This window comes from Phycicoccus sp. M110.8, assembly GCF_032464895.1.
Taxonomy (GTDB): Bacteria; Actinomycetota; Actinomycetes; order Actinomycetales; family Dermatophilaceae; genus Pedococcus.
Map to the genome: position 1 here is coordinate 1130167 of NZ_JAWDIC010000001.1, position 20187 is coordinate 1150353.

At 69.3% G+C, this 20187-nt stretch carries 20 protein-coding genes; 10 read left to right on the top strand and 10 right to left on the bottom strand.

Annotated elements, in window-relative coordinates; genetic code table 11:
* Positions 1 to 45: 45 nt before the first annotated feature.
* The 5 genes from RKE38_RS05270 to RKE38_RS05290 are packed head-to-tail and all read right to left on the bottom strand — an operon-like array spanning position 46 to position 5341.
* Positions 46 to 948: an ABC transporter permease gene (locus RKE38_RS05270; RefSeq protein WP_316006394.1), complete on the bottom strand. Its 903-nt coding sequence runs from the start codon at positions 946 to 948 to the stop codon at positions 46 to 48.
* The gene (locus RKE38_RS05275) at positions 935 to 1879 is read right to left on the bottom strand and encodes an ABC transporter permease (protein WP_316006395.1); all 945 of its coding nucleotides are present in this window, start codon (positions 1877 to 1879) and stop codon (positions 935 to 937) included. Before RKE38_RS05275 ends, RKE38_RS05270 begins: the two co-directional genes overlap by 14 nt.
* A 39-nt stretch (positions 1880 to 1918) precedes the next feature.
* Entirely contained in the window at positions 1919 to 3196 is a 1278-nt protein-coding gene (locus RKE38_RS05280; protein WP_316006396.1) for an FAD-binding oxidoreductase, read from the bottom strand.
* A gap of 19 nt (positions 3197 to 3215) precedes the next feature.
* The gene (locus RKE38_RS05285; RefSeq protein WP_316006397.1) at positions 3216 to 3890 is read right to left on the bottom strand and encodes a haloacid dehalogenase type II; all 675 of its coding nucleotides are present in this window, start codon (positions 3888 to 3890) and stop codon (positions 3216 to 3218) included.
* A 38-nt stretch (positions 3891 to 3928) separates the two neighbouring features.
* A complete protein-coding gene (locus RKE38_RS05290; RefSeq protein WP_316006398.1) occupies positions 3929 to 5341 on the bottom strand; it encodes an ABC transporter substrate-binding protein in 1413 nt (470 codons plus the stop codon).
* Positions 5342 to 5877: 536 nt separating this feature from the next.
* On the opposite strand from RKE38_RS05290, the gene RKE38_RS05295 reads away from it, so the two are divergent.
* From RKE38_RS05295 to RKE38_RS05315, 5 genes are all read left to right on the top strand, one after another.
* Complete coding sequence (locus tag RKE38_RS05295) at positions 5878 to 6435, top strand: GNAT family N-acetyltransferase (RefSeq protein WP_316006399.1); 558 nt, start codon at positions 5878 to 5880, stop codon at positions 6433 to 6435.
* A 74-nt stretch (positions 6436 to 6509) separates the two neighbouring features.
* On the top strand, positions 6510 to 6932 hold the full coding sequence (locus RKE38_RS05300) for a hypothetical protein (protein WP_316006400.1): 423 nt from the start codon (positions 6510 to 6512) through the stop codon (positions 6930 to 6932).
* Positions 6933 to 6990: 58 nt separating this feature from the next.
* Entirely contained in the window at positions 6991 to 8244 is a 1254-nt protein-coding gene (locus RKE38_RS05305; RefSeq protein ID WP_316006401.1) for an aspartate aminotransferase family protein, read from the top strand.
* A 1-nt stretch (position 8245) separates the two neighbouring features.
* Complete coding sequence (locus RKE38_RS05310) at positions 8246 to 9742, top strand: NAD-dependent succinate-semialdehyde dehydrogenase (RefSeq protein WP_316006402.1); 1497 nt, start codon at positions 8246 to 8248, stop codon at positions 9740 to 9742.
* A gap of 136 nt (positions 9743 to 9878) precedes the next feature.
* Entirely contained in the window at positions 9879 to 10592 is a 714-nt protein-coding gene (locus RKE38_RS05315; RefSeq protein ID WP_316006403.1) for a VIT1/CCC1 transporter family protein, read from the top strand.
* A 157-nt stretch (positions 10593 to 10749) separates the two neighbouring features.
* On the opposite strand, the gene solA is transcribed toward RKE38_RS05315, so the two are convergent.
* Together solA and RKE38_RS05325 are read right to left on the bottom strand one after the other, a co-directional pair.
* Positions 10750 to 11901, bottom strand: coding sequence for an N-methyl-L-tryptophan oxidase (gene solA / locus RKE38_RS05320; RefSeq protein WP_316006404.1), 1152 nt, complete (start codon positions 11899 to 11901; stop codon positions 10750 to 10752).
* On the bottom strand, positions 11898 to 12968 hold the full coding sequence (locus RKE38_RS05325; RefSeq protein ID WP_316006405.1) for a tartrate dehydrogenase: 1071 nt from the start codon (positions 12966 to 12968) through the stop codon (positions 11898 to 11900). The genes solA and RKE38_RS05325 overlap by 4 nt, the downstream gene beginning before the upstream one ends.
* 205 nt (positions 12969 to 13173) lie before the next feature.
* On the opposite strand from RKE38_RS05325, the gene RKE38_RS05330 reads away from it, so the two are divergent.
* From RKE38_RS05330 to RKE38_RS05340, 3 genes are read left to right on the top strand one after another with little or no spacing between them, the layout of a single operon-like run.
* The gene (locus tag RKE38_RS05330; RefSeq protein ID WP_316006406.1) at positions 13174 to 14430 is read left to right on the top strand and encodes an amidohydrolase; all 1257 of its coding nucleotides are present in this window, start codon (positions 13174 to 13176) and stop codon (positions 14428 to 14430) included.
* A 53-nt stretch (positions 14431 to 14483) separates the two neighbouring features.
* On the top strand, positions 14484 to 14876 hold the full coding sequence (locus RKE38_RS05335; protein WP_316006407.1) for a metalloregulator ArsR/SmtB family transcription factor: 393 nt from the start codon (positions 14484 to 14486) through the stop codon (positions 14874 to 14876).
* Complete coding sequence (locus RKE38_RS05340) at positions 14876 to 16120, top strand: cation diffusion facilitator family transporter (protein WP_316006408.1); 1245 nt, start codon at positions 14876 to 14878, stop codon at positions 16118 to 16120. The genes RKE38_RS05335 and RKE38_RS05340 overlap by 1 nt, the downstream gene beginning before the upstream one ends.
* Positions 16121 to 16232: 112 nt before the next feature.
* Here the strand turns inward: RKE38_RS05340 and RKE38_RS05345 are convergent, their stop codons facing one another.
* Together RKE38_RS05345 and RKE38_RS05350 are read right to left on the bottom strand one after the other, a co-directional pair.
* Entirely contained in the window at positions 16233 to 16874 is a 642-nt protein-coding gene (locus RKE38_RS05345; protein WP_316006409.1) for a GntR family transcriptional regulator, read from the bottom strand.
* 38 nt (positions 16875 to 16912) lie between these two features.
* Positions 16913 to 17584, bottom strand: a complete 672-nt coding sequence (locus RKE38_RS05350) for a haloacid dehalogenase type II (protein WP_316006410.1) — start codon at positions 17582 to 17584, stop codon at positions 16913 to 16915.
* A gap of 343 nt (positions 17585 to 17927) precedes the next feature.
* Here RKE38_RS05350 and RKE38_RS05355 point away from each other — a divergent pair, with 343 nt between their 5' ends.
* On the top strand, positions 17928 to 18293 hold the full coding sequence (locus RKE38_RS05355) for a cupin domain-containing protein (protein ID WP_316006411.1): 366 nt from the start codon (positions 17928 to 17930) through the stop codon (positions 18291 to 18293).
* A 79-nt stretch (positions 18294 to 18372) separates the two neighbouring features.
* Positions 18373 to 19674 (top strand): MATE family efflux transporter, encoded by a 1302-nt coding sequence (locus RKE38_RS05360; protein WP_316006412.1) that lies wholly within the window; start codon positions 18373 to 18375, stop codon positions 19672 to 19674.
* A gap of 75 nt (positions 19675 to 19749) precedes the next feature.
* Here the strand turns inward: RKE38_RS05360 and RKE38_RS05365 are convergent, their stop codons facing one another.
* Positions 19750 to 20124, bottom strand: a complete 375-nt coding sequence (locus tag RKE38_RS05365) for a metalloregulator ArsR/SmtB family transcription factor (protein ID WP_316006413.1) — start codon at positions 20122 to 20124, stop codon at positions 19750 to 19752.
* Positions 20125 to 20187: the final 63 nt, after the last annotated feature.

The following is a 20187-nucleotide window of genomic DNA, read 5'->3' on the forward strand; positions in this document are numbered from 1 at the left end:
ACTCCTGTCCGGTCACTCTCGCCAAAACCTCGCCTCATGATGGCCTCATTCCTGCCGCCGTCGTCGCACGTCGATCCCCTGGCCGATCAGGGTCACCGAGAGGGCCGTCAGGAAGATGGCCAGTCCCGGGAAGACGACCGGTCCCGCCGATCGGCTCATGTAGGGGAGCCCGGCTGCGAGCATGGATCCCCAGTCCGCCGCCGGCGGTTGCACTCCCAGGCCGAGGAAGGACAGGGCGCCCACGGTGATGAGCATGTGCCCGAACCTGAGCGAGGCGTGCGCCAGCAAGGGACCCGAGGCGTTGGGCAGCACGTGCCGCAGCACGATGAACCGCCGGGAGAAGCCCAGGCTCTCGGCCGCCTCGATGAAGTCGCGAGAGCTGATCTCGAGCGCAAGCCCGCGCGCGAGCCGGGCGAAGGGTGTCCAGCCCCCCACGACCAACGCGATGACCAGCGTGCCGTAGCCCGGGCTCAGGATCGCCACCAGGAACATGGCGACGATCATCTCGGGGAAGGCGAGCAGGACGTCTGACACCCGCATCACGAACTCGTCGAACGCTCCCCTGACCCGGGCGCAGACGATTCCCAGAAGCGTGCCGAGGACGGCGGAGATGACGAGCGTGACAGCGGCTATCGAGACCGAGAACCGCCCTCCCCACATGATGCGGCTCAGCACGTCACGGCCCAGCTGGTCGGTGCCGAGCCAGTTCCGGGCACTCGGCGGCTGCAACCGACGCGCCAGGTCCTGGGCCGCGGGGTCGTGGGGAGCGATCCACGGCGTCAGCAGCAGGACCACGACCACGAGCCCCAGGCCGACGAGTCCGACCCGCAGGCTCCATGGCCAGGTGCCGACCTGGCGCCACCCCCTCGACATCGCACCGCCTCCCATGGGGACCACGTCATGGGTGCCGTCCAGGGCCGGGGAGGCAGGGTTGTCAACGAGCGACATGCGAGGACCTCACCGTCGGGTTGATGAGCGCGTAGAGCACGTCGGTGAGGGTGGTGATCAGCACTGTCAGCCCCACGATGCAGACGATGGCCGCCTGGATGACCGGGATGTCGCCGTTGGTCACGGACTCGTAGAGCAGCCGCCCCATACCGGGAACGGCGAAGATGACCTCGACGACCACGGACCCGCCGAGCAGACCAGCCAGCCACACCGAGAAGAGAGTCACGACCGGCAGCACGGCGTTCCGGAGCCCGTGCCTCACCATGGACTGGGCGAAGCTGAGGCCCCGGCTCCGTGCCGCTGTGATGTGGGGTGACTCGAGCACGTCAACCATCGACGCGCGGGTGACCTGCGTGAAGTAGCTCAACGGCCGCAGCGCCAGGGTCGCGCAGGGCAGGACCATCGAGGCAGGGTTCGTCCAACCGGCCGAGGGCAGCACCGCCAGGTTGAGCGCGAAGACCAGGACGAGCACCGGCGCCATCCAGTACTCGGGGATCGCCACGAATCCCTGCGTGACGGTGGTGATGGCGCGGTCGGTGACGGTTCCCCGCTTGACTGCCGCCAAGGACCCCAGTGGCAGCGCGACCAGCAGCGCGATGAGCAGTGCCACCGCCGCAAGGCTGGCCGTCACCGCCAGGGCGCTGCCGACCATCTGCACCACCTCGGTGCGACTGATGTAGGAGAGACCGAGGTTGCCGTGGAGGACGTTGTCGAGCCACGTCCAGTACTGGGCCAGCACCGGCTTGTCCAGGCCGTACTTGATCCGCGCGGCATCGACGGCGGCCGGGTCGAGGTTCGGGTCGCCCGTCCGCGCCCTGAGGATCTTGCGCGTGGGGTCCCCGGGCGTCACGTAGGGAAGCAGGAAGACCAGGAACGACACCGTCACCAGGGTCGCGAGCAGGACGCCGAGGCGTCTCAGGAAGAAGAACACGGTTCTCTCCTCAAGCGGTCGTGGGGCAGCGGGCTGAGGTCACTTCACAGCGTCGAGCACCTTGTAGTAGGCGCCGGCAGGCGGCAGGAACCAGGGCGGCCCGAAGTGACCCGGCACCGCCGGGAACGACAGGTTGCGCCAGGTGTTCGAGGACGAGTCTCCGGCGACCATCTCGGCGAGGACCTTCCCCATGTGCGTAGCCATCTGCACACCATGACCGCTGTACCCCACGGAGTACAGGACCCCGTCACGTTCGCCGGCATGCACCATCTGGTCGAGGGTCATGTCCACGAGGCCGCCCCAGCAGTAGTCGATGCGGGTGCCCCGCAGCTGGGGAAAGACCTTGGTCATGCCCCGCTGCAGGATCCGACCGCTCTTGACGTCGGACTCCTGGCTTGACATGGCGAAGCGGGCACGACCGCCGAAGAGCAGGCGGTTGTCCGGCGTGATGCGGAAGTAGTAGAGGAGGTTGTTGCTGTCGGACGCCATGCGACGGTGCGGGAGGAGCTCGTCCACCACCTCCTGGCTCAGCGGCTCGGTGACGATGATGAAGCTGCCGATCGGCACGACCCGTCGCCGCAGCCATGGAGTCACCGAACCGGTGTACCCGCTCGTGGCGACGACCACCTGGTCGGCCCGCACGACGCCCTGGGAGGTCTGCACGTCATGGACCCGGCCGCCTATCCGACGCAGCTCGCTCACCTCGCAGCTCTCGTGGATCGACACACCCCTCGCGTCGCCCGCCCGGGCCAGGCCTGCGCAGAGCTTGCCGACGTGGGCCCCGGCAGCCATCGGGTCCACCATGGCGCCGTGGTAGTGGTCGCTGCCGATCTCGCTGCGGATCGCCGAGCGCGGGACGAGCTCCACCGCGTGGCCCAGGTCCTGGTGCAGGAGTCTGGCCGAGGTCTCGAAGTGCTCGTAGTGCGACGGCTTGCACGCGAGGGTCAGCTTGCCGGTGCGGGCGAAGTCGCAGTCGATCCCCTCGTCCTGGACCACCTTCTCGACGGTGTCGATGGCGTCGTTGTATGCCGTGAACATGCGGGCGGCTTCCCGATGGCCGTAACGCTTCACGGCCTTGGGGTAGGAGATCGCCAGACCAGTGGTGGCCATGCCGCCGTTGCGCCCGGACGCGCCCCATCCGACCGTGTTCGCCTCGAGCAGCACCACCTCGGCTCCCGACCGGGCCAGGTGCAGTGCGGTCGACAGACCGGTGAGGCCGGCCCCAATCACCGCCACGTCTGCCCTGGAGGGCAGCTCCCGGCGGCGGAAGTCGCCGGCGGGCTCAGCGGTGTCGAGCCAGTACGAGCGCAGCTTCATGAGTCCCTACTTCCTTCGCCTACAGTCCCAGCAGCTTCGGGACGCCCGCCAGGTCCTCTGTCTCCGCGTAGCCGTAGTACGGGGTCGAGGGGTCGTAGCCGCGGTTCACGTAGACCTTGTGCTCGATGCGCAGCTCGTTGCAGGGGATGATGTCGTACCAGATGTGCGAGGAGACGTGGAGGATCTCGTCCCTTCCACACCCGAGCTGGTCGAGCATGTACTCGAAGGCCGCGTACCGCGGCTTGTACGCACGGGCCTGCTCCGCCGTGAACACGCGGTGGAAGTCGACTCCGAGCTTCTCCACGTTCCCCTCCAGCATCGCGTCGTCGGCGTTCGAGAGGATCACCAGCGGGTACTTCTCCGCGAGCCGGGCCAACGGTTCCGGGACGTCATCGTGCGGGCCCCACGAGCCAACGGCCTCGACGATGGCGTCGACGTCGCTCGACCGGTACTGCAGGCGCCAACGGTTGCAGGCACGCTGCCAGGAGTCCCGAAGGACCTGCCGGTAGGGCTTGTAGGCACCCAGCACCTCGTCGATGCGGTACGCCCTGAAGTCCTTGAGGAAGACCGCGGTGTGCTCCTCGGGCACGACGTCGGCGACGAGGGGGCGGACGGCCGCCTCCATCTGGTAGTTGGTCAACGTGCCGTAGCAGTCGAAGGTGATGTACTTCGGTTCGAATCCGTTGAGGTCCATGCGAATGCTCTCCTTGGTCGAGCGGGTGCGTCAGACGGTCACTTGCCCAGGGCAAGGGCCGAGGTGATGGCCACCCGTGAGAGGGGGTCGTTCTGGAAGTTCTTCACGGTGCTGCGGGTCGCCGTGATCGTCTGCGGGTGCACGAGGTAGACCGTCACGGCGTCGTCCTGCAGCTTCTGCGCGACCTTGGCGTAGACGGCATACCGGCTCTCCGCCTTGTCCATGGTCGCGGCGCCTGCCAGTTCCTGGTCGACCTGCGCGTCGCAGTAGTGGCTGATGTTGTAGGTCCCCTTGCAGGTGTAGTCGGCCGTGAGGGCACCGATCGGGTCCGGGATGTCGATGGTGTAGTTCCGCGACAGCAGGCTCATGTCGTAGTTGCCGGAAAGAAGATCGGGCTCGATGGCGGCGTAGCTCGTGGACTTCACCTTCACGGTGATGCCGATCTTCGCCAGGTCGGACTGGATGACGGTCGCGAGGTCGGCGAACTCCGGCTGGTCCGTGTAGGCGAGCAGCGTGAAGGTGCGCTTCTTGGGGTCCACCCCCGACGCGGCCAGGAGGGACTTCGCCTTCGCGAGGTCCTGCTTCACCGGGTCTCCCTTGGGCGACCAGGGCTGGTTGGCCGAGAAGGGACCGATCGCCGGCTGGGCTGTCCCGTCGTAGACCTGGGAGGCGATGCTCGACGTGTCGATCGCGGACTGGATGGCCTGACGCAGTGCCTTGTTGTTGAAGGGCGCCTTGGACACGTTGAAGTACAACGCGTTCGTCCGGGTGGACTCCGCCTTGCTCACCACCACGCTCTTGTCGGCCGTCAGGTCCGTCAGGCTGGCGGCGGGGATGCCCATGGCGATGTCGGACTCACCCGTGCGGACCTGCGTGGCCCGCGTGGCGCCGTCAGGGACGAACTTGGCGGTCACCGAGGAAATCGCGGCCTTGGGGCCCCAGTAGCTGTCGTTGCGGACCAGCGACATGGTCTGTCCGGGGGTGTACGAGGTGGGCTTGAACGGGCCTGTGCACATGCCGATGGGGTTGACCCCAGTGCCCTTGAACGCCTCGGGGGCGAGGATCCCGGTGTTCACACTCGACAAGCGGGCTGGGATGAGGGGGCTCGGGCTGGGGGTCGTGATGCGGACCGTCTTGTCGTCGGGTGCCGTCACGGAGGAGATGAAAGCCGGCTTGAACGCCTTCGCGGGGGTCTCGACCTTGAGCGCGCGGGTGAGGTCGTCGACGACCACCTGCGCGGTGAGCTTGGTGCCGTTCTGGAAGGTGACTCCAGGCCGGAGGGTGAAGTCCCACTGCTGGGGCGAGGTCTGCTTCCACTCCGTCGCCAAGGACGGCTCCAGCTTGCCCGCCTGGCTGTCGTAGCGAACCAGCGTCTCCAGGCACCCGACCTGGCTGAGGACGAATGCATCGTCCGTCTCGAGGGCGAAGTTGGCCCGCGGGCTGAACTGCATGCTGATGTTGAGTCCGTGCCCGTCCGCGGCCGAGGCGCTGGAACCAGCGCCCCCCGAGAACGAACACGCACTCAGGCCGACGGCCAGGAGGAGGGGGCCAGCGCCGACGAGGACTGTCTTGTTGCTTCGCATTTCGGGACCGCCTTGTTCACGGGGGTTCGGCTCCACGGCCGACCAGGGCTGCCGTTCAGGCTGACAGCGGTCCCCGTCATTGTCAACAATTTCTCCCATCACATTTTCTTGACGACAAGAGCGCCTGGCGGCCGCCTGCCCCGACCACGGTCCGTGGGTGCCGGCTGGCCTCGGCACAGCGGCCGAGGTAAGCCTTCCCTCACTTAAAGTGAGCACGGATTGACCTCGCTTGCTGCCCACGCTCTTCCCGCGACCAGACCCCGGCGCCTGTCTGCCGAACCGCCAGGCTCGCCTGACGAACAATTGTCGACAATGTGTTGACCCCTGTGCGGTTGGTGTCATACGGTCCCCCTGCACGAGCGACCCAGCGCCCCATGCCGGGCACCGCCAAGAGGGGACTGTCGATGAGCCAGCAGACGAGCGTCGGTTACCAGGTCACCGAGCTGCGCCCGGAGGACGTGGAGCAGGCACGCGAGGTCATGTTCCGGTCGATCGCCGAGGACTTCGGGTCCGACTACGACCCGGTGGTGCACGCGGACATCGACGACCTCGAGGGTTGGTACTCGAAGCCGCAGGGGCCCTTCATGCTGGTCGTCCGGGACGACGCCACGGGGCGCGTGATCGCGACCGGCGGCATCCGCGGAGGCGAGCTCAAGGAAGGGCGGAGCCCGCAGCACCTCGTGGACCGCTACCGCGACCGACGGACCGGACAGGTCGTGCGGGTGTATGTCCTGCGCGAGGAACGGCGTCGCGGGATCGCTCGAGCGCTGGTGGGCGCGATCCTGGACCGGGCGCGGTCGGAGGGGCACTACGACCGCATCGTCCTGCACACCTACCTCCACTCGCCCGGGGCCGTCGCCTTCTGGACGTCGACGGGTGCCGTCCTCGTCGAGGACGACACCGAGGGGGTCTCGAACGCGATGTTCTACGAGTTCGACAGCTCCCCAGTCGCAGCACCCTGAGGGCTCCGGCCCCTGTCTCACCACCCCTTCGACCTGCCGGCAAACCCAACGAGAACAAGCAAAGGACGCACACCATGACCAAGCGCCGTGACCTCTTCATCTTCGTCGCCGACCCGGAGAAGGGCGACGAGGCCCGCGCCTACCTCAGCGACTGGCTGCGCGAGCTCGACGGGCACCCCGGCTACCTCGGAGGTGCGGTGCTCAGGGAGTCCGCAGGTGAGCTGTTCGACAACACCCTGGTCCTGGCCCTCGACTTCGAGTCGACCGAGGCCGCGCGCGCACTGTGGCCCAAGATCGAGAACACGGTGAACCCGCTCTACCCGGACGACAAGTCCGACAAGAGCCCCGACCAGGGCACCGCGTTCTACGACGGGACGGCCAAGGCCGTCGCCGAGGGCGCTCCCCTGCCGCTGAAGTTCACGCGTGGGAACGGCCTGCTTGCCCGGATGCTGCACATCCACGCCGAGGCCGTCGACGAGTTCGCCACCGCGTCCTGATCCGCCCGCCGGCTCACGCCGACGTCGCCGTCCCCTCCCCAAGCAGAGGAGCACGAAAGTGAAGCCCATCGGCACCCTGTGGCACCCGCAGACGTCCATGCCCAGCGCCGTGGAGCGCCGGCTCGTGATCACCTCCGGTGAGGGTGCGTGGGTCACCACCGAGGACGGGCAGCGCCTGCTCGACCTGCCTGCAGGTCTCTGGCACGCCAACGTTGGGCACGGCCGCCGTCGGCTGGCCGAGGTGGCGGCTCGTCAGCTGTCCACCCTGGAGACCTACCACCTGTTCGGGGCACACGCGAACCGCCCCGCACTGGAGCTCGCGGACCGCCTGTCGGACATGGTGCCCATCCAGGACGCCACGATCTTCTTCACCTCCGGCGGCTCGGACTCCATCGACACGGCCTGTAAGCTCGCCCGCCGCTACTGGCAGGCGGTGGGCGAGCCCGACCGGAAGGTCATCCTGAGCAGGGACGGCGGGTACCACGGCCTGCACGGCTACGGCACGAGCATCGCCGGCCTGGACTTCAACCGTGAGGGCTACGGCACCGAGTCCCTCGTCCCCGACACCCGACGCCTGCCTCGCGACGACCTGCAGAGGACCGCGGACCTGATCGACGAGATCGGTCCGGAGAACGTCGCCGCCGTCGTCGTGGAACCGGTCATCGGTACGGGCGGGGTGTTCCCGCCCCCGCCCGGCTACCTCCGCGGGCTGCGGGAGCTGACCGCCCGCCACGGCATCCTGTTGGTGGCCGACGAGGTGATCACCGGCTTCGGGCGCACCGGCTCGTGGTTCGCGTGCGAGCGGTGGGGCATCGAGCCCGACATCATCACCATGGCCAAGGGCATCACGTCGGGGTATCTCCCCCTCGGGGCGGTCGCCTTCGCCCCCCGGCTCGCAGAGCCGTTCTTCGTGGGAGCCGATGCGCCGACGTTCCGCCACGGACTCACCTACTCCGGTCACGCGACGGCCTGCGCGGTGGCGATGGCCAACCTCGACATCATCGAGGAGGAGCACCTGGTGGAGCGGGTCGAGCAGCTCGAGCCGGTCCTCGCGGACGCGGTGGCGGGCGTGGCCACGTCCCCCTTGGTCAAGGACGCGCGATCCGTCGGCCTGATGGCCGGGATCCAGCTGGACCCGACCGTCGACGGGGACGCACTCGTCCGCGCAGTCCGGGACGACGGCGTCCTCACCCGACTGATCACCGACAACACCCTGCACGTGTCGCCGCCGTTCGTGGTGACCGAGCAGGAGCTGCGCGACGCACTGGGGGCGGTCACGAACCGCCTGGCCGAGCTCGAGAGGAGTGCCTGACATGACCGAGCTGAGCGAACGTCCTAGGGTGTCGCCGCGTCTCGTGGGGAGTCTCCCCACGGGGTTCCTCGCAGCGACGTGGCAGCAACCGGCGGAGGGTCGGACCTTCGGCGTCACGGACCCGGCCACGGGCGAGGTCGTCGCGCAGGTCGCCGACTGCGACCCACAGGACGCGATGACGGCCCTCGACGCGGCCTGCGCGGTCGCGCCCTCCTGGACGAGGACATCTCCTCGACACCGGGCCGACGTCCTGCACCGCGTCTACTCGCTCATGCACGAGCGTCGTGAACACCTCGCAGGGCTGATCACCCTGGAGGTCGGCAAGACGCTGACCGAGGCGCGCGGCGAGGTCGACTACGCCGCGGACTACGTGCGCTGGTACGCCGAGGAGGCCGTGCGCCCGGCTGGTCGCTCCACCACCGCCCCCAACGGCGAGTACCAGATCCTCACCGTCGCCGAGCCCGTCGGGCCGTGCCTGCTGATCACACCCTGGAACGTCCCCCTCGCCATGGCCACGCGCAAGGCCGCGCCCGCCCTGGCCGCGGGGTGCACGGCCGTGTTGAAGCCGTCCGAGCTCACTCCCCTGTCCTCCATCGCCTTCGCCCAGCTCGTGCTGGACGCGGGTGCGCCTCCCGGGGCGCTCACCCTCGTCACCACGGTGTCGGCAGGGCCGTTGTGCGCCCAGGTCATGGCTGACGAGCGGCTGCGCAAGGTCTCCTTCACGGGCTCCACAGCCGTGGGCCGGACATTGCTGTCCCACGCGGGGGCGCGCGTGCTGCGGACCTCGATGGAGCTGGGAGGCAACGCCCCCTTCATCGTCTTCGACGACGCGGACCTCGAGGTCGCGGTGGAGCAGGCGGTCATCGCCAAGATGCGCCTGGGGGGACAGTCCTGCGTCGCGGCAAACCGCTTCCTCGTCCAGGACGGCATCGCTGGGCGGTTCGCCACCGCGCTCGGCGAGCGCCTGGCGGCATACCGGCTCGGACCCGGCGACGCCGACGGCGTGGGCTTGGGCCCTCTGGTGGACGACCGGGCCGTCGACAAGGCGACCAGGCTCCGGGATGACGCACTGGCCCGGGGCGCCACGCTCGTCGCGCAGGCGCAGATGCCTGAGCCCCAGGTGGCCTCCCGGGGCAGCTACTTCGCTCCCGTCGTCCTCGACCTGGTGCCCCCTGACGCTGCCATCACGCACGAGGAGGTGTTCGCCCCCGTCGCGGCGATCACCCGGTTCCGGACCGAAGATGAAGCCGTCGCCCTGGCCAACGACACGGAGCACGGCCTCGTCTCCTACCTGTTCACGCAGGACCTGACGCGCGCGAGCCGGGTGACCGGCCTGCTGCAGAGCGGCATGGTCGGCATCAACCGCGGTCTGGTCTCGGACGTCGCCGCGCCGTTCGGTGGCATCAAGCAGTCGGGTCTCGGCCGTGAAGGCGGACCCGAGGGGATCACCGAGTACCAGCAGCTCAAGTACGTGGCCGCTCCGGGACTGCGCACCTGAGGTCCCTGGCCCCTCCCCGCCGGCCCCCCTCGGGGAAAGGCATCTCTTCGCCGCGCTCGCGGGCCCGGGTTCCACCGCCCCTTCCACCACCATCGCCACGGCGCACGTCCGTGGCGCCCACCACCAGGAGAGCTCGATGACATCTGTCGCCGCGGAACGTCCGCACCACGTCGACCACCACCGCGACGTCACCGGAGGGTGGCTGCGCGCGGGTGTGTTCGGGGCCATGGACGGCCTCATCTCGAACTTCGCCCTCATCTCCGGCGTCGTGGGGGGCGGCGCACCATCCAAGGTGGTCGTGCTGACCGGCGTCGCCGGCCTGTCCGCCGGGGCCCTCTCCATGGCGGTCGGCGAGTTCATCTCCGTGGCGTCGCAGAGCGAGGCGACCATGGCCGAGATCGAGAAGGAGCGGCGGGAGCTGCACCGCCACCCCGGCCAGGAAGCAGCAGAGCTGGCCCAGGTGTACGAGTCGTACGGCGTGGAACCGGAACTGGCCCAGGCCGTCGCCACCCAGATCGCCAAGGACCCCGAGGTGGCCCTGCGCGTCCACGTGCGCGAGGAGATGGGCGTGGACGCGGACGACCTCCCGTCGCCCTGGACCGCCGCGCTCGCGTCCTTCATCTGCTTCTCGGTGGGCGCCCTCATCCCCCTCATCCCGTTCCTGTTGGGCGCAAGCACGATCGTCGTCGCGGCGATCCTGAGCGCGGTCGGCCTGTTCACATCCGGGGCCGTCGTCTCCCGCCTGACCGTGCGCTCCCCGTTCTACGGGGGCGTGCGGCAGCTGTTGCTCGGCATCTTCGCGGCCGCCGCGACCTACGGCATCGGAAGCCTCGTCGGCACCTCCTTGTGAGGGTCGTGGTCCCAGCACGACTGACCGGCGGCAGACGTAGGCGTCTGCCGCCGGTCAGTCATGTCGAGCGCTCCTCAGGGCCGACACAGCCGGCGGCGGCGCACCAGGCCAGCAGCCCACCGGGTCAGCTGCCCGCCACCTCCTGCGGCGGGCCGGGTCAGCGGGCCGGGGCGACAGCGGTCCTGGCGTCCTGTGGGAGCATGAAGGCGGCATCGCGGCGCGTCCGGCCGTCGATGACGTAGTCGGCGACGATGTCGCCCATCACCGGCGCGAACTTGAACCCAGAACCCGAGAAGCCGCACGCCGCATACACCCCGTCGTGACCGGGCACCGGGCCCACCAGCGGTGTCGAGTCGTGGGTGTAACCCTCGATGTGGATGGACAGGTTGACCGGCTCCGGGTGCAGGCCGGGAAGGAACCTCCTGACCTGCTCTCGGAGCTCGAGTGCCTTGGCGACGTCGACCACGTGGTCGACGGCCTCGACGTCGCCCACGACCGGGTGCTCCCCGGTCCAGAACCCGAGCTTCACGGTGGCGCCGTCGACCGTGGGGAACCCGTAGGCGCGCACGTCCCCGACGCGCTCGAACACCGGAAAGCGCTCCGCACGGTACAGGGCGATGTCCTGCGGCACGTACCACGCCTGGACCAGCCGACGCGGGACGACGTCCGCGCCGGCACCGGGGACCAGCTGGCTCGCCCAGGCGCCAGGCGCCACCACGACCGCGTCGTGGTGTGCCTCTCCCTCATCGGTCCGGACGACGACATGGTTCCCGCGGCCCTCGATGCCCAGAACCCTCGTGTACTGGGACACGGTTGCCCCTGCACCCATGGCGGCTTCGACGGCGGCGACGACGCTGAGCTCCGGCCGGATGTAGCCGGTCAGCTCGTCCGTGACGCCCGCATCCCCGATCCGGACGTGGTGTTGGGGGAACCTGGCCTTCAGGTCCTCGGACCCCAGCACCTCGTGCGCCAGGTCATTGGTGCGCGCCGACTCGATGGCGCTGGTCAGGGCGGGGGCGTCCTCGGGACCGAAGATCAGGCCGCCCGTGAGAGTCAGCACCTCGTGCTCGGTGGTCCGACGCAGCTCACGCCACAGCTCGAGCGCCTCCAGGGCCAGCGGCGTGTTCTGCTGGATGCGCTGGCTGAGCGTGGAGAAGCGCCGCGTCTGGCCTCCTGCGGCCCCACGGTGGTGGCCGACGCCGAAGCGTTCGTAGCCGTGGACCCGCACACCTCGTTCAGCGAGGCGCCACAACGCCATGCTGCCCATGGTTCCCAGCCCCACGACCCCCACGTTCACGCTGCTCGTCACCTGCGGACTCCTTTCGTATCCAGCGCGGCGACGACCGCATCGGTCACCTCGCCCGTGCTTGCCGTCCCACCGACGTCCGGTGTGCGCGTGGCGGGGTCGCGAAGGGACGACTCCACCGCTCCCATGAGCACCGCGCTCGCCTCCTTCATGCCGAGGTGGTCCAACATCATGACCACCGACCACAGCATGCCCACGGGGTTGGCCAGTCCCTGGCCGGCGATGTCCGGCGCCGAGCCGTGCACAGGCTCGAACATGGATGGGTTGGTACCAGTGGGGTCGAGGTTGGCGGACGGCGCGATGCCGATGCTCCCGCAGACCCCCGCTGCCAGGTCGCTGAGGATGTCCCCGAACAGGTTCGAGCCCAGCACCACGTCGAAGGAGCTGGGCACCATGACCAGCTTCGCGGCCAAGGCGTCGATGTGCTCCAGGCGCAGCTGGACCGGGAGCCCGGAGAGGGTCTCTGCGACCACCTCGTCCCAGAACGGCATGGTGTGCACGATGCCGTTGGACTTCGTCGCTGCCGTGACCAGTCCGCGTCGAGACATCGCCTCCTGCGCGGCGAAGCGCGCGATGCGTTCGACGCCCGTCCTCGTGAAGATCGCCTGTTGCACAGCCTGCTCGTGAGGGGTCCCTGCGCCGAACCGTCCGCCGACCTCGCTGTACTCGCCCTCACTGTTCTCGCGCACGATGAGCAGGTCGACGCCGGCGGCGAGGTCGGGGCGCAGCGGTCCGGTCACGCCGTCGAGGGCGCGGACCGGCCGCAGGTTGACGTACTGGCCGAAGGCGCGCCGGATGGGGATGAGCAGCCCCCACAGCGACACGTGGTCGGGGACACCCGGCCAGCCGACAGCGCCGAGCAGGATCGCGTCGTGACCTCGAAGAACCTCGAGGCCGTCCTCGGGCATCATCGAGCCGCGTTCGAGGTAGCGCTGGCACGACCAGTCGAGCTCGGTGAACTCGAACCGTTCACCCGCCACGCGTTCCAGGGACCGGAGCACGCTGCGTGCTGCAGCCATCACCTCCACCCCGATGCCGTCGCCCGGGATGAGCGCCACAGACGTCGTCATCCGACGCACCGATGCCGAGCGGTCCCAGCTGCGAACGACACCGTACCTCCAGGGAAGATCGAGAGCCACAATTGTCGACAACCGGGACCCGCATGTCAATCACCCTTTCGGAGTGCGAACGCGTCTGCGTTGAAGCGCAATCTCTTTCGTCGTCATCACAGCGCGTGCAAGACTGCGCCCATCCTGTCGACAATTGGGGAGAACGATGACGGATCTGGTCGCGCTGAGGCGGGCACTGCACGCCCGGCCGGAGCTCGCGTTCACCGAGATCGAGACCGCCGCCAAGGTCGTGACGGAGCTGACAGGCAGAGCCGACAGCATCCAGGCAGGTACCGCGGTGTGCGACCTCGACTGCGTGACCGGGCTCCCCGACCCCGATCAGCTCGAGGCCAGTCGGCGGCGCGCCCTTGCCTCCGGAGTACCCCAAGAGCTCGTGCGCACCCTCGGCGAGGGCGCCACGGGTGTCGTCGTCACGGTCCGAGGCCGGCGCCCGGGGCCGACGATCGGGATCCGCTTCGACATGGACGCGATCGCTGTCGGTGAGAGCACGAGCCCGGCCCACGCCCCGACGCGTGGGGGGTTCGCCTCGACGCGTCCCGGGATCATGCACGCGTGCGGACACGACGGGCACGTGGCCGTGGGCATCGAGCTCGGCCGGCGGCTGTGCGCGGACCGCGACTTCGCCGGCAGAGTCCTGCTCGTCTTCCAGCCCGGCGAGGAGGGGGTACGAGGTGCGCAGGCCATGGTCGCAGCCGGAGTGGTGGACGACGTGAGCGTCATGCTCGGACTCCACCTCGGCATCGACCTGCCTGTCGGCACCGTCGCGGCGGGCACGCAGGGCCTGCTCGCCACCCAGAAGCTGCGCGTCGAGTTCGAGGGCGAAGCCGCCCACGCCGCGCTGGCCCCGCACCAGGGTAGGAACGCGTTGCTCGGGGCGGCATCCGCGAGCCTGGCACTCCACACCCTCCCGCCGCACGGCGACCACACCACGCGAGTCAATGTCGGTCGACTCGTCGCAGGCACCGCCGCAGGCATCGTTCCCGAGCGAGCGGTGATGGACTGCGAGCTGCGGGCAGACGACGAGACCGTCCTGGAGTGGCTTCGCGGTCGCGCCGGCGACATCGTCCGCGGCGCGGCAAGAAGCTACGGCCTCGCCGCCTCCGTCACGCAGATGGGCGCCGCCACCGTGGCGCGGTGCGACGCGCGGCTGGTCCAGGACCTCATGACGGCAGCGTCCACCTTGGCCGCGGTCCAGACCTCGCTCGCGTCCGCGCCCATGCGGGCCAGCGACGACATGACCCTGTTCATGTCCCACGTGCAGGAGCGCGGGGGCGTGGCCACCTTCGCCCTCGTCGGGGCGTCGAGCCCTGCCCCACACCACCACCCGCTGTTCGACATCGATGAGCGCGCCCTCCCCATCGCGGCGGACTGGCTGGAGCGCCTGATTCGCGCCGGCTTGTGACCGAGTGGCGGACGAGGGTTGTCCGGGTCCACCGATCGTGCAACTATCTGCGCATGAACGCAGATAGCCAGACATTCGCGGGTGAGCGATCTCCCACCCCCGACGAGGTGGATCTCGCCACGGAGGTCTTCCGGATGCTGGCGGACAGCACCCGCTTCCGACTCCTCCTCGCACTCGTCGATCGCGAGCTGTCGGTCAACGACCTCGCCCAAGCCCTCGAGAAGCCGTCCACCGGCGTCTCGCAGCACCTCGCGAAGCTGCGGCTGGCCCGTCTCGTCGCCACCCGCCGACAGGGCACGCACGTCTACTACCGCCTGGAGAACGAGCATGTCCGGCAGCTCGTGGTGGATGTCCTCGACCACGCGGAACACCTCGGCCCATCCGTTCCGAGGCACCACCAACAGCAGTCGCACCCGATCACCCGACGAGCAGCAGGAGACCGATGATGAGCACGCCGATCCCGCCGTCCCACGGGAGGGCAACCGCAGAGACGGGCCACGCGCACCCCCACCCGCACCCGGCAACGGAGCACGGTCACGACCACGGGGAGCACGGTCACGGGGACCACGGTCACGACCACGGGGAGCACGGTCACGGGGACCACGGTCACGGGGACCACGGTCACGCCCACGCCGAGCACGACCACGGGGACCACGGCCACGGCCACGGCCACGGCCACGGCGACCACGACCACGACCACGAGCACCCGGGCGGCATCAAGGGCTTCTTCCTCGACATCTTCAAGCCGCACAGCCACGACTCTGCGGACTCCGTGGACCAGGCGCTGGAATCCAGCACCGAGGGCATCCGTGCGGTGAAGATCAGCCTCGTCGCCCTGGGCGTCACGGCCCTCCTGCAGGCACTCGTCGTGGTCATCACGGGCTCGGTGGCCCTCCTCGCCGACACGATCCACAACTTCTCGGACGCCCTCACCGCGGTTCCCCTCTGGATCGCCTTCGTCCTGGGCCGCCGGGCGGCCAACCGTCGGTTCACCTATGGCTACGGCCGCGCCGAGGACATCGCCGGAGTGTTCATCGTCCTCATGATCACCCTGTCCGCGGTCCTGGCCGGCTACGAGTCGGTGGTGCGCATCATCGATCCGCACCCCATCGAGAACGTCGGCGTCGTCCTCGCCGCAGGGTTCCTCGGCTTTGTCGGCAACGAGCTCGTCGCCCAGTACCGCATCCGCGTGGGCAACCGGATCGGCTCGGCGGCCCTCGTCGCCGACGGCCTGCACGCCCGAACCGACGGATTCACCTCCTTGGCGGTCGCGGTCGGGGCCGTCGGGGTCATGCTGGGATTCCCCCTTGCCGACCCCATCATCGGACTGCTCATCACCGTCGCCATTCTCGTGGTCCTGAAGGGCGCGATCGTCGACATCGGCCGCCGGCTGATGGATGCCGTTGACCCGGAGCTCGTCGACCGGGCCGAGGGCGTACTGCTCTCCGTCCCCGGCGTGCAGGCCGTCGACTCCCTCAAGGTCCGCTGGGTGGGCCACCGCCTGCGCGCGGAGACCGGCGTGGAGATCGCCGGCTCCCTCGACGTCTTCCAGGCCCACGACATCGCGCACGAAGCGGAGCGCCGGCTGGTTGCCGGAGTCCCCAAGCTGGTCGAGGCAACCGTCCACGTGAGCCCGGCGCCCGTCCCGGCGACGACCGAGATCCCGACGGGCGCCGCGGCCTTCCACTAGCTGGGGGCAGGATCCCCCTGACTGGCGTCGACGCCCCGCGGCCGTTCGTGAAGGCCGCGGGGCGTCGACGTGCGAGCCCCCGGGCGAGGAGCGGGTGGCCCGCAGAACCCCGCTACGTGTCGAGCGCGCTCGTGAAATGACGCGCCAGCTCCCACCCGAAGGCCTCCACGTCGTCCTCGAGCACCGCCTCTGCCAGGGGCTCGTGCTCAGCGGCGACGTCCTGCAGGGTCGGGTACGTGCCGTGGTCCACGGAGAGATAGAGACGGAGCCTGCTCTCCCAGCCGTCCCAGAGCTCCTGGAGGAGCCCGTGTCCGGACATGGCGTAGAACAACCGGTGGAACTGCAGGTGCGCGTCGATGCTGGCCGGCGCGTCCTGGGAGGCGGTCGCCGACCTCAGCGCCTCGAGGGCGGTCGCCACCGCCTCCCGGACGCTCACCCGCGCCCTTGCGAGGGCAAGCTGACCGGCATACGGCTCCACGAGCAGCCGGATCGACGCGATCTCAGCGATCTCCGCTTCACCCACCTCCACGACGAAGGCGCCCCGGAACGGGACCCTCGTGAGCAGACCCTCCTCTTCGAGCCTGCTCATGGCTTCGCGCAGCGGGGTCCTGCTCGTGCCCAGGTCCCGGGCGAGGTCCACCTCCCGCAGCGCCTCACCCTGTCGGATCCTGCCCGCGAGGATCGCCGATCGGAGCACCGCATGGATGCCCTCCCCGGTGGTGCTTCGCTGCAGGCCGACGAATCTGCGGTCCAACGGCGTTCTCCTTCAAGAGAGCGTGCCCTCAGGCCCTGTCAGGCCCCAAGGACCACGGGCAGGTCCGCAATGTCGGTGATCCGCTCGTAGCCCAGCCAGTTCTCGTCGTGCTCGAAGCCGCGATCCATGTAGACCTTGTGCGTGATCCCCATCGCCGCCGCCGGTCGAAGGTCGTAGGTGGGGCTCGCCGACACGTGGACGACCTCGTGCGGCGCCGCCCCGAGCCGTTCCAGCATGTACTCGAAGGCCCGGAGTCGAGGCTTGTAGACGCCCATCTCCTCCGCCGTGATCACGGTGTCGAAGGGAGCACGGAGGTTGTCGACCAGCTGGGCCGCGTGGGCGTTGTCGCTGTTCGTGACGATCACCAGGGGGTAGGACGCCGCCAGGCGATTGAGGGCGTCGGTGACGCCCGGATAGGGGCCCCACGTCGGGATCTGGTCGTAGACGGCCTTGGCGTCGCCCTCGTGCGCCTCGATCCCGAACCGGTGCGTGGCACGGGCGAGTGAGCTCCCGACGACGTCGAGGAAGGACTGGTACTCCCCCAGGCACTCATCGACGCGGTAGACCTTGCAGGCCCGGAGGAAGTCGTCCGCCACCTCGTCGGGGAGTCGACTGCCCAACGTCGCTCGAATGGCGTCGTTGATTCGGAAGCGGATCAACGTCCCGTTCATGTCGAACGTGACGAATCGGGGCTCGATGTCGAACTGCACGGGCTCTCCTCAACTCGTCCACCCCGGGACCTCCGTGGTGTCGATTGTCGACAATACGCTGTCGCTGATCATTGTCAACAATAGAAGGACGAGGATGCCATGACGCTGATCGTGCACGGCTCGCTCTGGATTGCTTGGCACGTCACGCTTTGCGGCACACACGAAACAGGTCGACCTGCTCGCGCCCTCGACCGTCGTGGGGTTCCGCGTACCTGTTGACAATGTGCCTGCCGCCTTCCTACCGTGGGTCGGGCCCCGGTTCGGACGGTCGTCACGCCGCCACGTGACCGCGGATCGCGACCCATGCGGGAGCTGCCCGCACCCACACCCCAGGAGCCGAACCATGGCGAAGTACGTCCACATCCCCGCCGACACGGTGCAGGGTTCGCTGGCCGCGCAGGGGCAGCGGCCGGGGGCGGACGCCGGCGACCCCCAGGTCTCCCTGGCACGCCTCGACGGCCCCGTCGACGTGCGCGCGGGCATCTGGCAGTGCACTCCTGGCGGATGGCCCGTGGAACCCCGCACTGACACCGAGACCTGCTACATCCTCAGCGGAAGCGCCAGGGTGACCGACGGCACGACCGGCACGGTGTACGAGGTGGGCGCCGGCGACGTCATCATCCAGCCGAAGGGGTGGTCCGGTCGCTGGGACGTCACCGAGACGATCCGCAAGGTCTACAGCATCGGCGTTCCCGGCGTGCCCGCGTGACCCCCCTGCGGCGGCCTTGCGGCGGCGTATGAGCGTTCGCCCGTGGCCTCGACGGCTGGCGGGCCCGCACGACAGGCAGTTGCTCTCACTCGCCGCACCAGCGTTGGGCGCCCTCTTCGCCGAACCCCTGTTCCTCGCCGTCGACAGCGCCACCGTCGGCCATCTGGGCACGGCCCAGATGGCCGGCCTGGGCGTGGCTTCCGCGGTTCTGCTCAACGTGGTGCTGCTCTGCGTCTTCCTCGCCTACGGCACCACAACCGTCGTCGCACGGGACATCGGGGCCGGACGGCCTCGCGCCGGCCTCGAGGGCGGCATCGACGGAATGTGGCTGGGCCTCCTGATGGGGGGCGCCTTCGCGTGCGTGGCCCTCCCCATGGCGCCCGAGCTCGTCCAGGTCTTCGGGTCCTCAGCCCGCGCCGCTCCGTATGCGACGACGTACCTGCAGATCAGCGCGACCGGCCTGCCCTCGATGCTGCTCGTCCTGGCGGCGACCGGCGTGATGCGGGGGCTCCAGCACGTCAACACCATCCTGACCGTGACCGTGACCGCGCTCGCGGCGAACGTCGCGCTGAACTTCGTGCTGGTCTACCCCGCCGGGATGGGCATAGCAGGGTCGGCACTCGGCACCGTCATCGCGCAGACGGGTGCTGCTGCCGTCCTGGCCGGTGCGGTGCTCCGCGAGGCACGCAGGCGGGGAGCCCGCACCCGCCCTACCGCCAAGGGGGTCCTGGCCGCGGCGATCACAGGAGTCCCCTTGTTGTTGCGAACTGCCCTGATGCGCGTCGCGGTCGTGGTCATGGCCTTCGTCGCGACCGCACAGGGGGACCGCGGACTCGCGGCCCACCAGATCGCCTTCACCCTGTGGTTCCTGCTGGCGATCCCCCCGGAAGCCTTCGGTATCGCGGCGCAGTCGATGGTGGCCCAGGCCGTGGGGGCCACAGCAGCCGGTCACCCGCGGGCGATCGGCCACCGGGCCGTCGCCTGGGGGTTGGCTTCTGGAGTCTGCCTGGCGCTCCTGGTCGTCGTCCTCCGACCAGCGTTCGTGCCGCTGTTCACCCGCGATCCCGCGGTTCGTGAGATCGCCTTGACCCTGGTCCTCGTGGTGGCTGCAACCCAGCCCGTCGGCGCTGTGCTGTACGTCATCGAGGACGTGCTGATCGGCGCAGGGGACGGGGGGTTTCTTGCCTGGTCGAGCCTCGTGGCTCTCGCTGGCTTCCTGCCGCTGGCGTGGCTGGTCCTGGCCAGGAGGGAAGGCGTTGTCGCCCTGTGGGGCGCCCTGTGTGCATGGCTCGTCGTCCGGTTCGCCTGTGCCGCCTGGCGGTTCGCGTCCGACGGGTGGATCGAGCGTGACCCTCGGGTGCGGGCTGGACGGGCAGGATGAGGCGGCCGACGTGGTGCCCAGCAGCGCGCGGCCCCGCGCAAAGCACCTGGGAGAGGAAGGCGTCGGACCGGGAGGTCAGCCCCCCTGCGCGGGCTGCGACGTCGGCCTGTCCGGAGCACTCAGCCGCAGGTGCTCAGCGTGGTAGACCGCCTGGTCGAGGAGCTCCGCGACGTGGTTGTCGTACAGCGAGTACACGATCGTGCGGCCCTTGCGCTCACCGTCGACCAGGCCCAGGTGACGCAGGAGGCGCAGCTGGTGCGAGACCGCCGACTGCTCCATCTGGACAGCCTGGGCCAGCTCGCCCACCGTGGCCGGGCCTTGGTGGAGCCGGCCGAGGATCATCAGGCGGCTCGGGGCCGCCAGCGCCTGGAGTGTCGCGGCGACCGCCTTGGCGGAGGACAGGTCGAGTCGGCTGGTTGGCGATGCCTGCTCGTCGAGCCCGTGTCCCACTCCTCGAGCATAACATCGACCCATGCTTGCATGAACGTATGTTCATCCTTTAATTTCTAGAGT

What these genes read in the sequence shown, in the direction of transcription:
- RKE38_RS05330 (WP_316006406.1), top strand. Translation starts at nt 13,174, where the DNA reads ATGACGGATCTGGTCGCGCTGAGGCGGGCACTGCACGCCCGGCCGGAG.
- RKE38_RS05280 (WP_316006396.1), bottom strand. Translation starts at nt 3,196, where the DNA reads ATGAAGCTGCGCTCGTACTGGCTCGACACCGCTGAGCCCGCCGGCGAC.
- RKE38_RS05340 (WP_316006408.1), top strand. Translation starts at nt 14,876, where the DNA reads ATGAGCACGCCGATCCCGCCGTCCCACGGGAGGGCAACCGCAGAGACG.
- RKE38_RS05355 (WP_316006411.1), top strand. Translation starts at nt 17,928, where the DNA reads ATGGCGAAGTACGTCCACATCCCCGCCGACACGGTGCAGGGTTCGCTG.
- RKE38_RS05285 (WP_316006397.1), bottom strand. Translation starts at nt 3,890, where the DNA reads ATGGACCTCAACGGATTCGAACCGAAGTACATCACCTTCGACTGCTAC.
- RKE38_RS05325 (WP_316006405.1), bottom strand. Translation starts at nt 12,968, where the DNA reads ATGACGACGTCTGTGGCGCTCATCCCGGGCGACGGCATCGGGGTGGAG.
- RKE38_RS05300 (WP_316006400.1), top strand. Translation starts at nt 6,510, where the DNA reads ATGACCAAGCGCCGTGACCTCTTCATCTTCGTCGCCGACCCGGAGAAG.
- RKE38_RS05335 (WP_316006407.1), top strand. Translation starts at nt 14,484, where the DNA reads ATGAACGCAGATAGCCAGACATTCGCGGGTGAGCGATCTCCCACCCCC.
- RKE38_RS05290 (WP_316006398.1), bottom strand. Translation starts at nt 5,341, where the DNA reads ATGCAGTTCAGCCCGCGGGCCAACTTCGCCCTCGAGACGGACGATGCA.
- RKE38_RS05315 (WP_316006403.1), top strand. Translation starts at nt 9,879, where the DNA reads ATGACATCTGTCGCCGCGGAACGTCCGCACCACGTCGACCACCACCGC.
- RKE38_RS05295 (WP_316006399.1), top strand. Translation starts at nt 5,878, where the DNA reads ATGAGCCAGCAGACGAGCGTCGGTTACCAGGTCACCGAGCTGCGCCCG.
- RKE38_RS05310 (WP_316006402.1), top strand. Translation starts at nt 8,246, where the DNA reads ATGACCGAGCTGAGCGAACGTCCTAGGGTGTCGCCGCGTCTCGTGGGG.
- RKE38_RS05270 (WP_316006394.1), bottom strand. Translation starts at nt 948, where the DNA reads ATGTCGCTCGTTGACAACCCTGCCTCCCCGGCCCTGGACGGCACCCAT.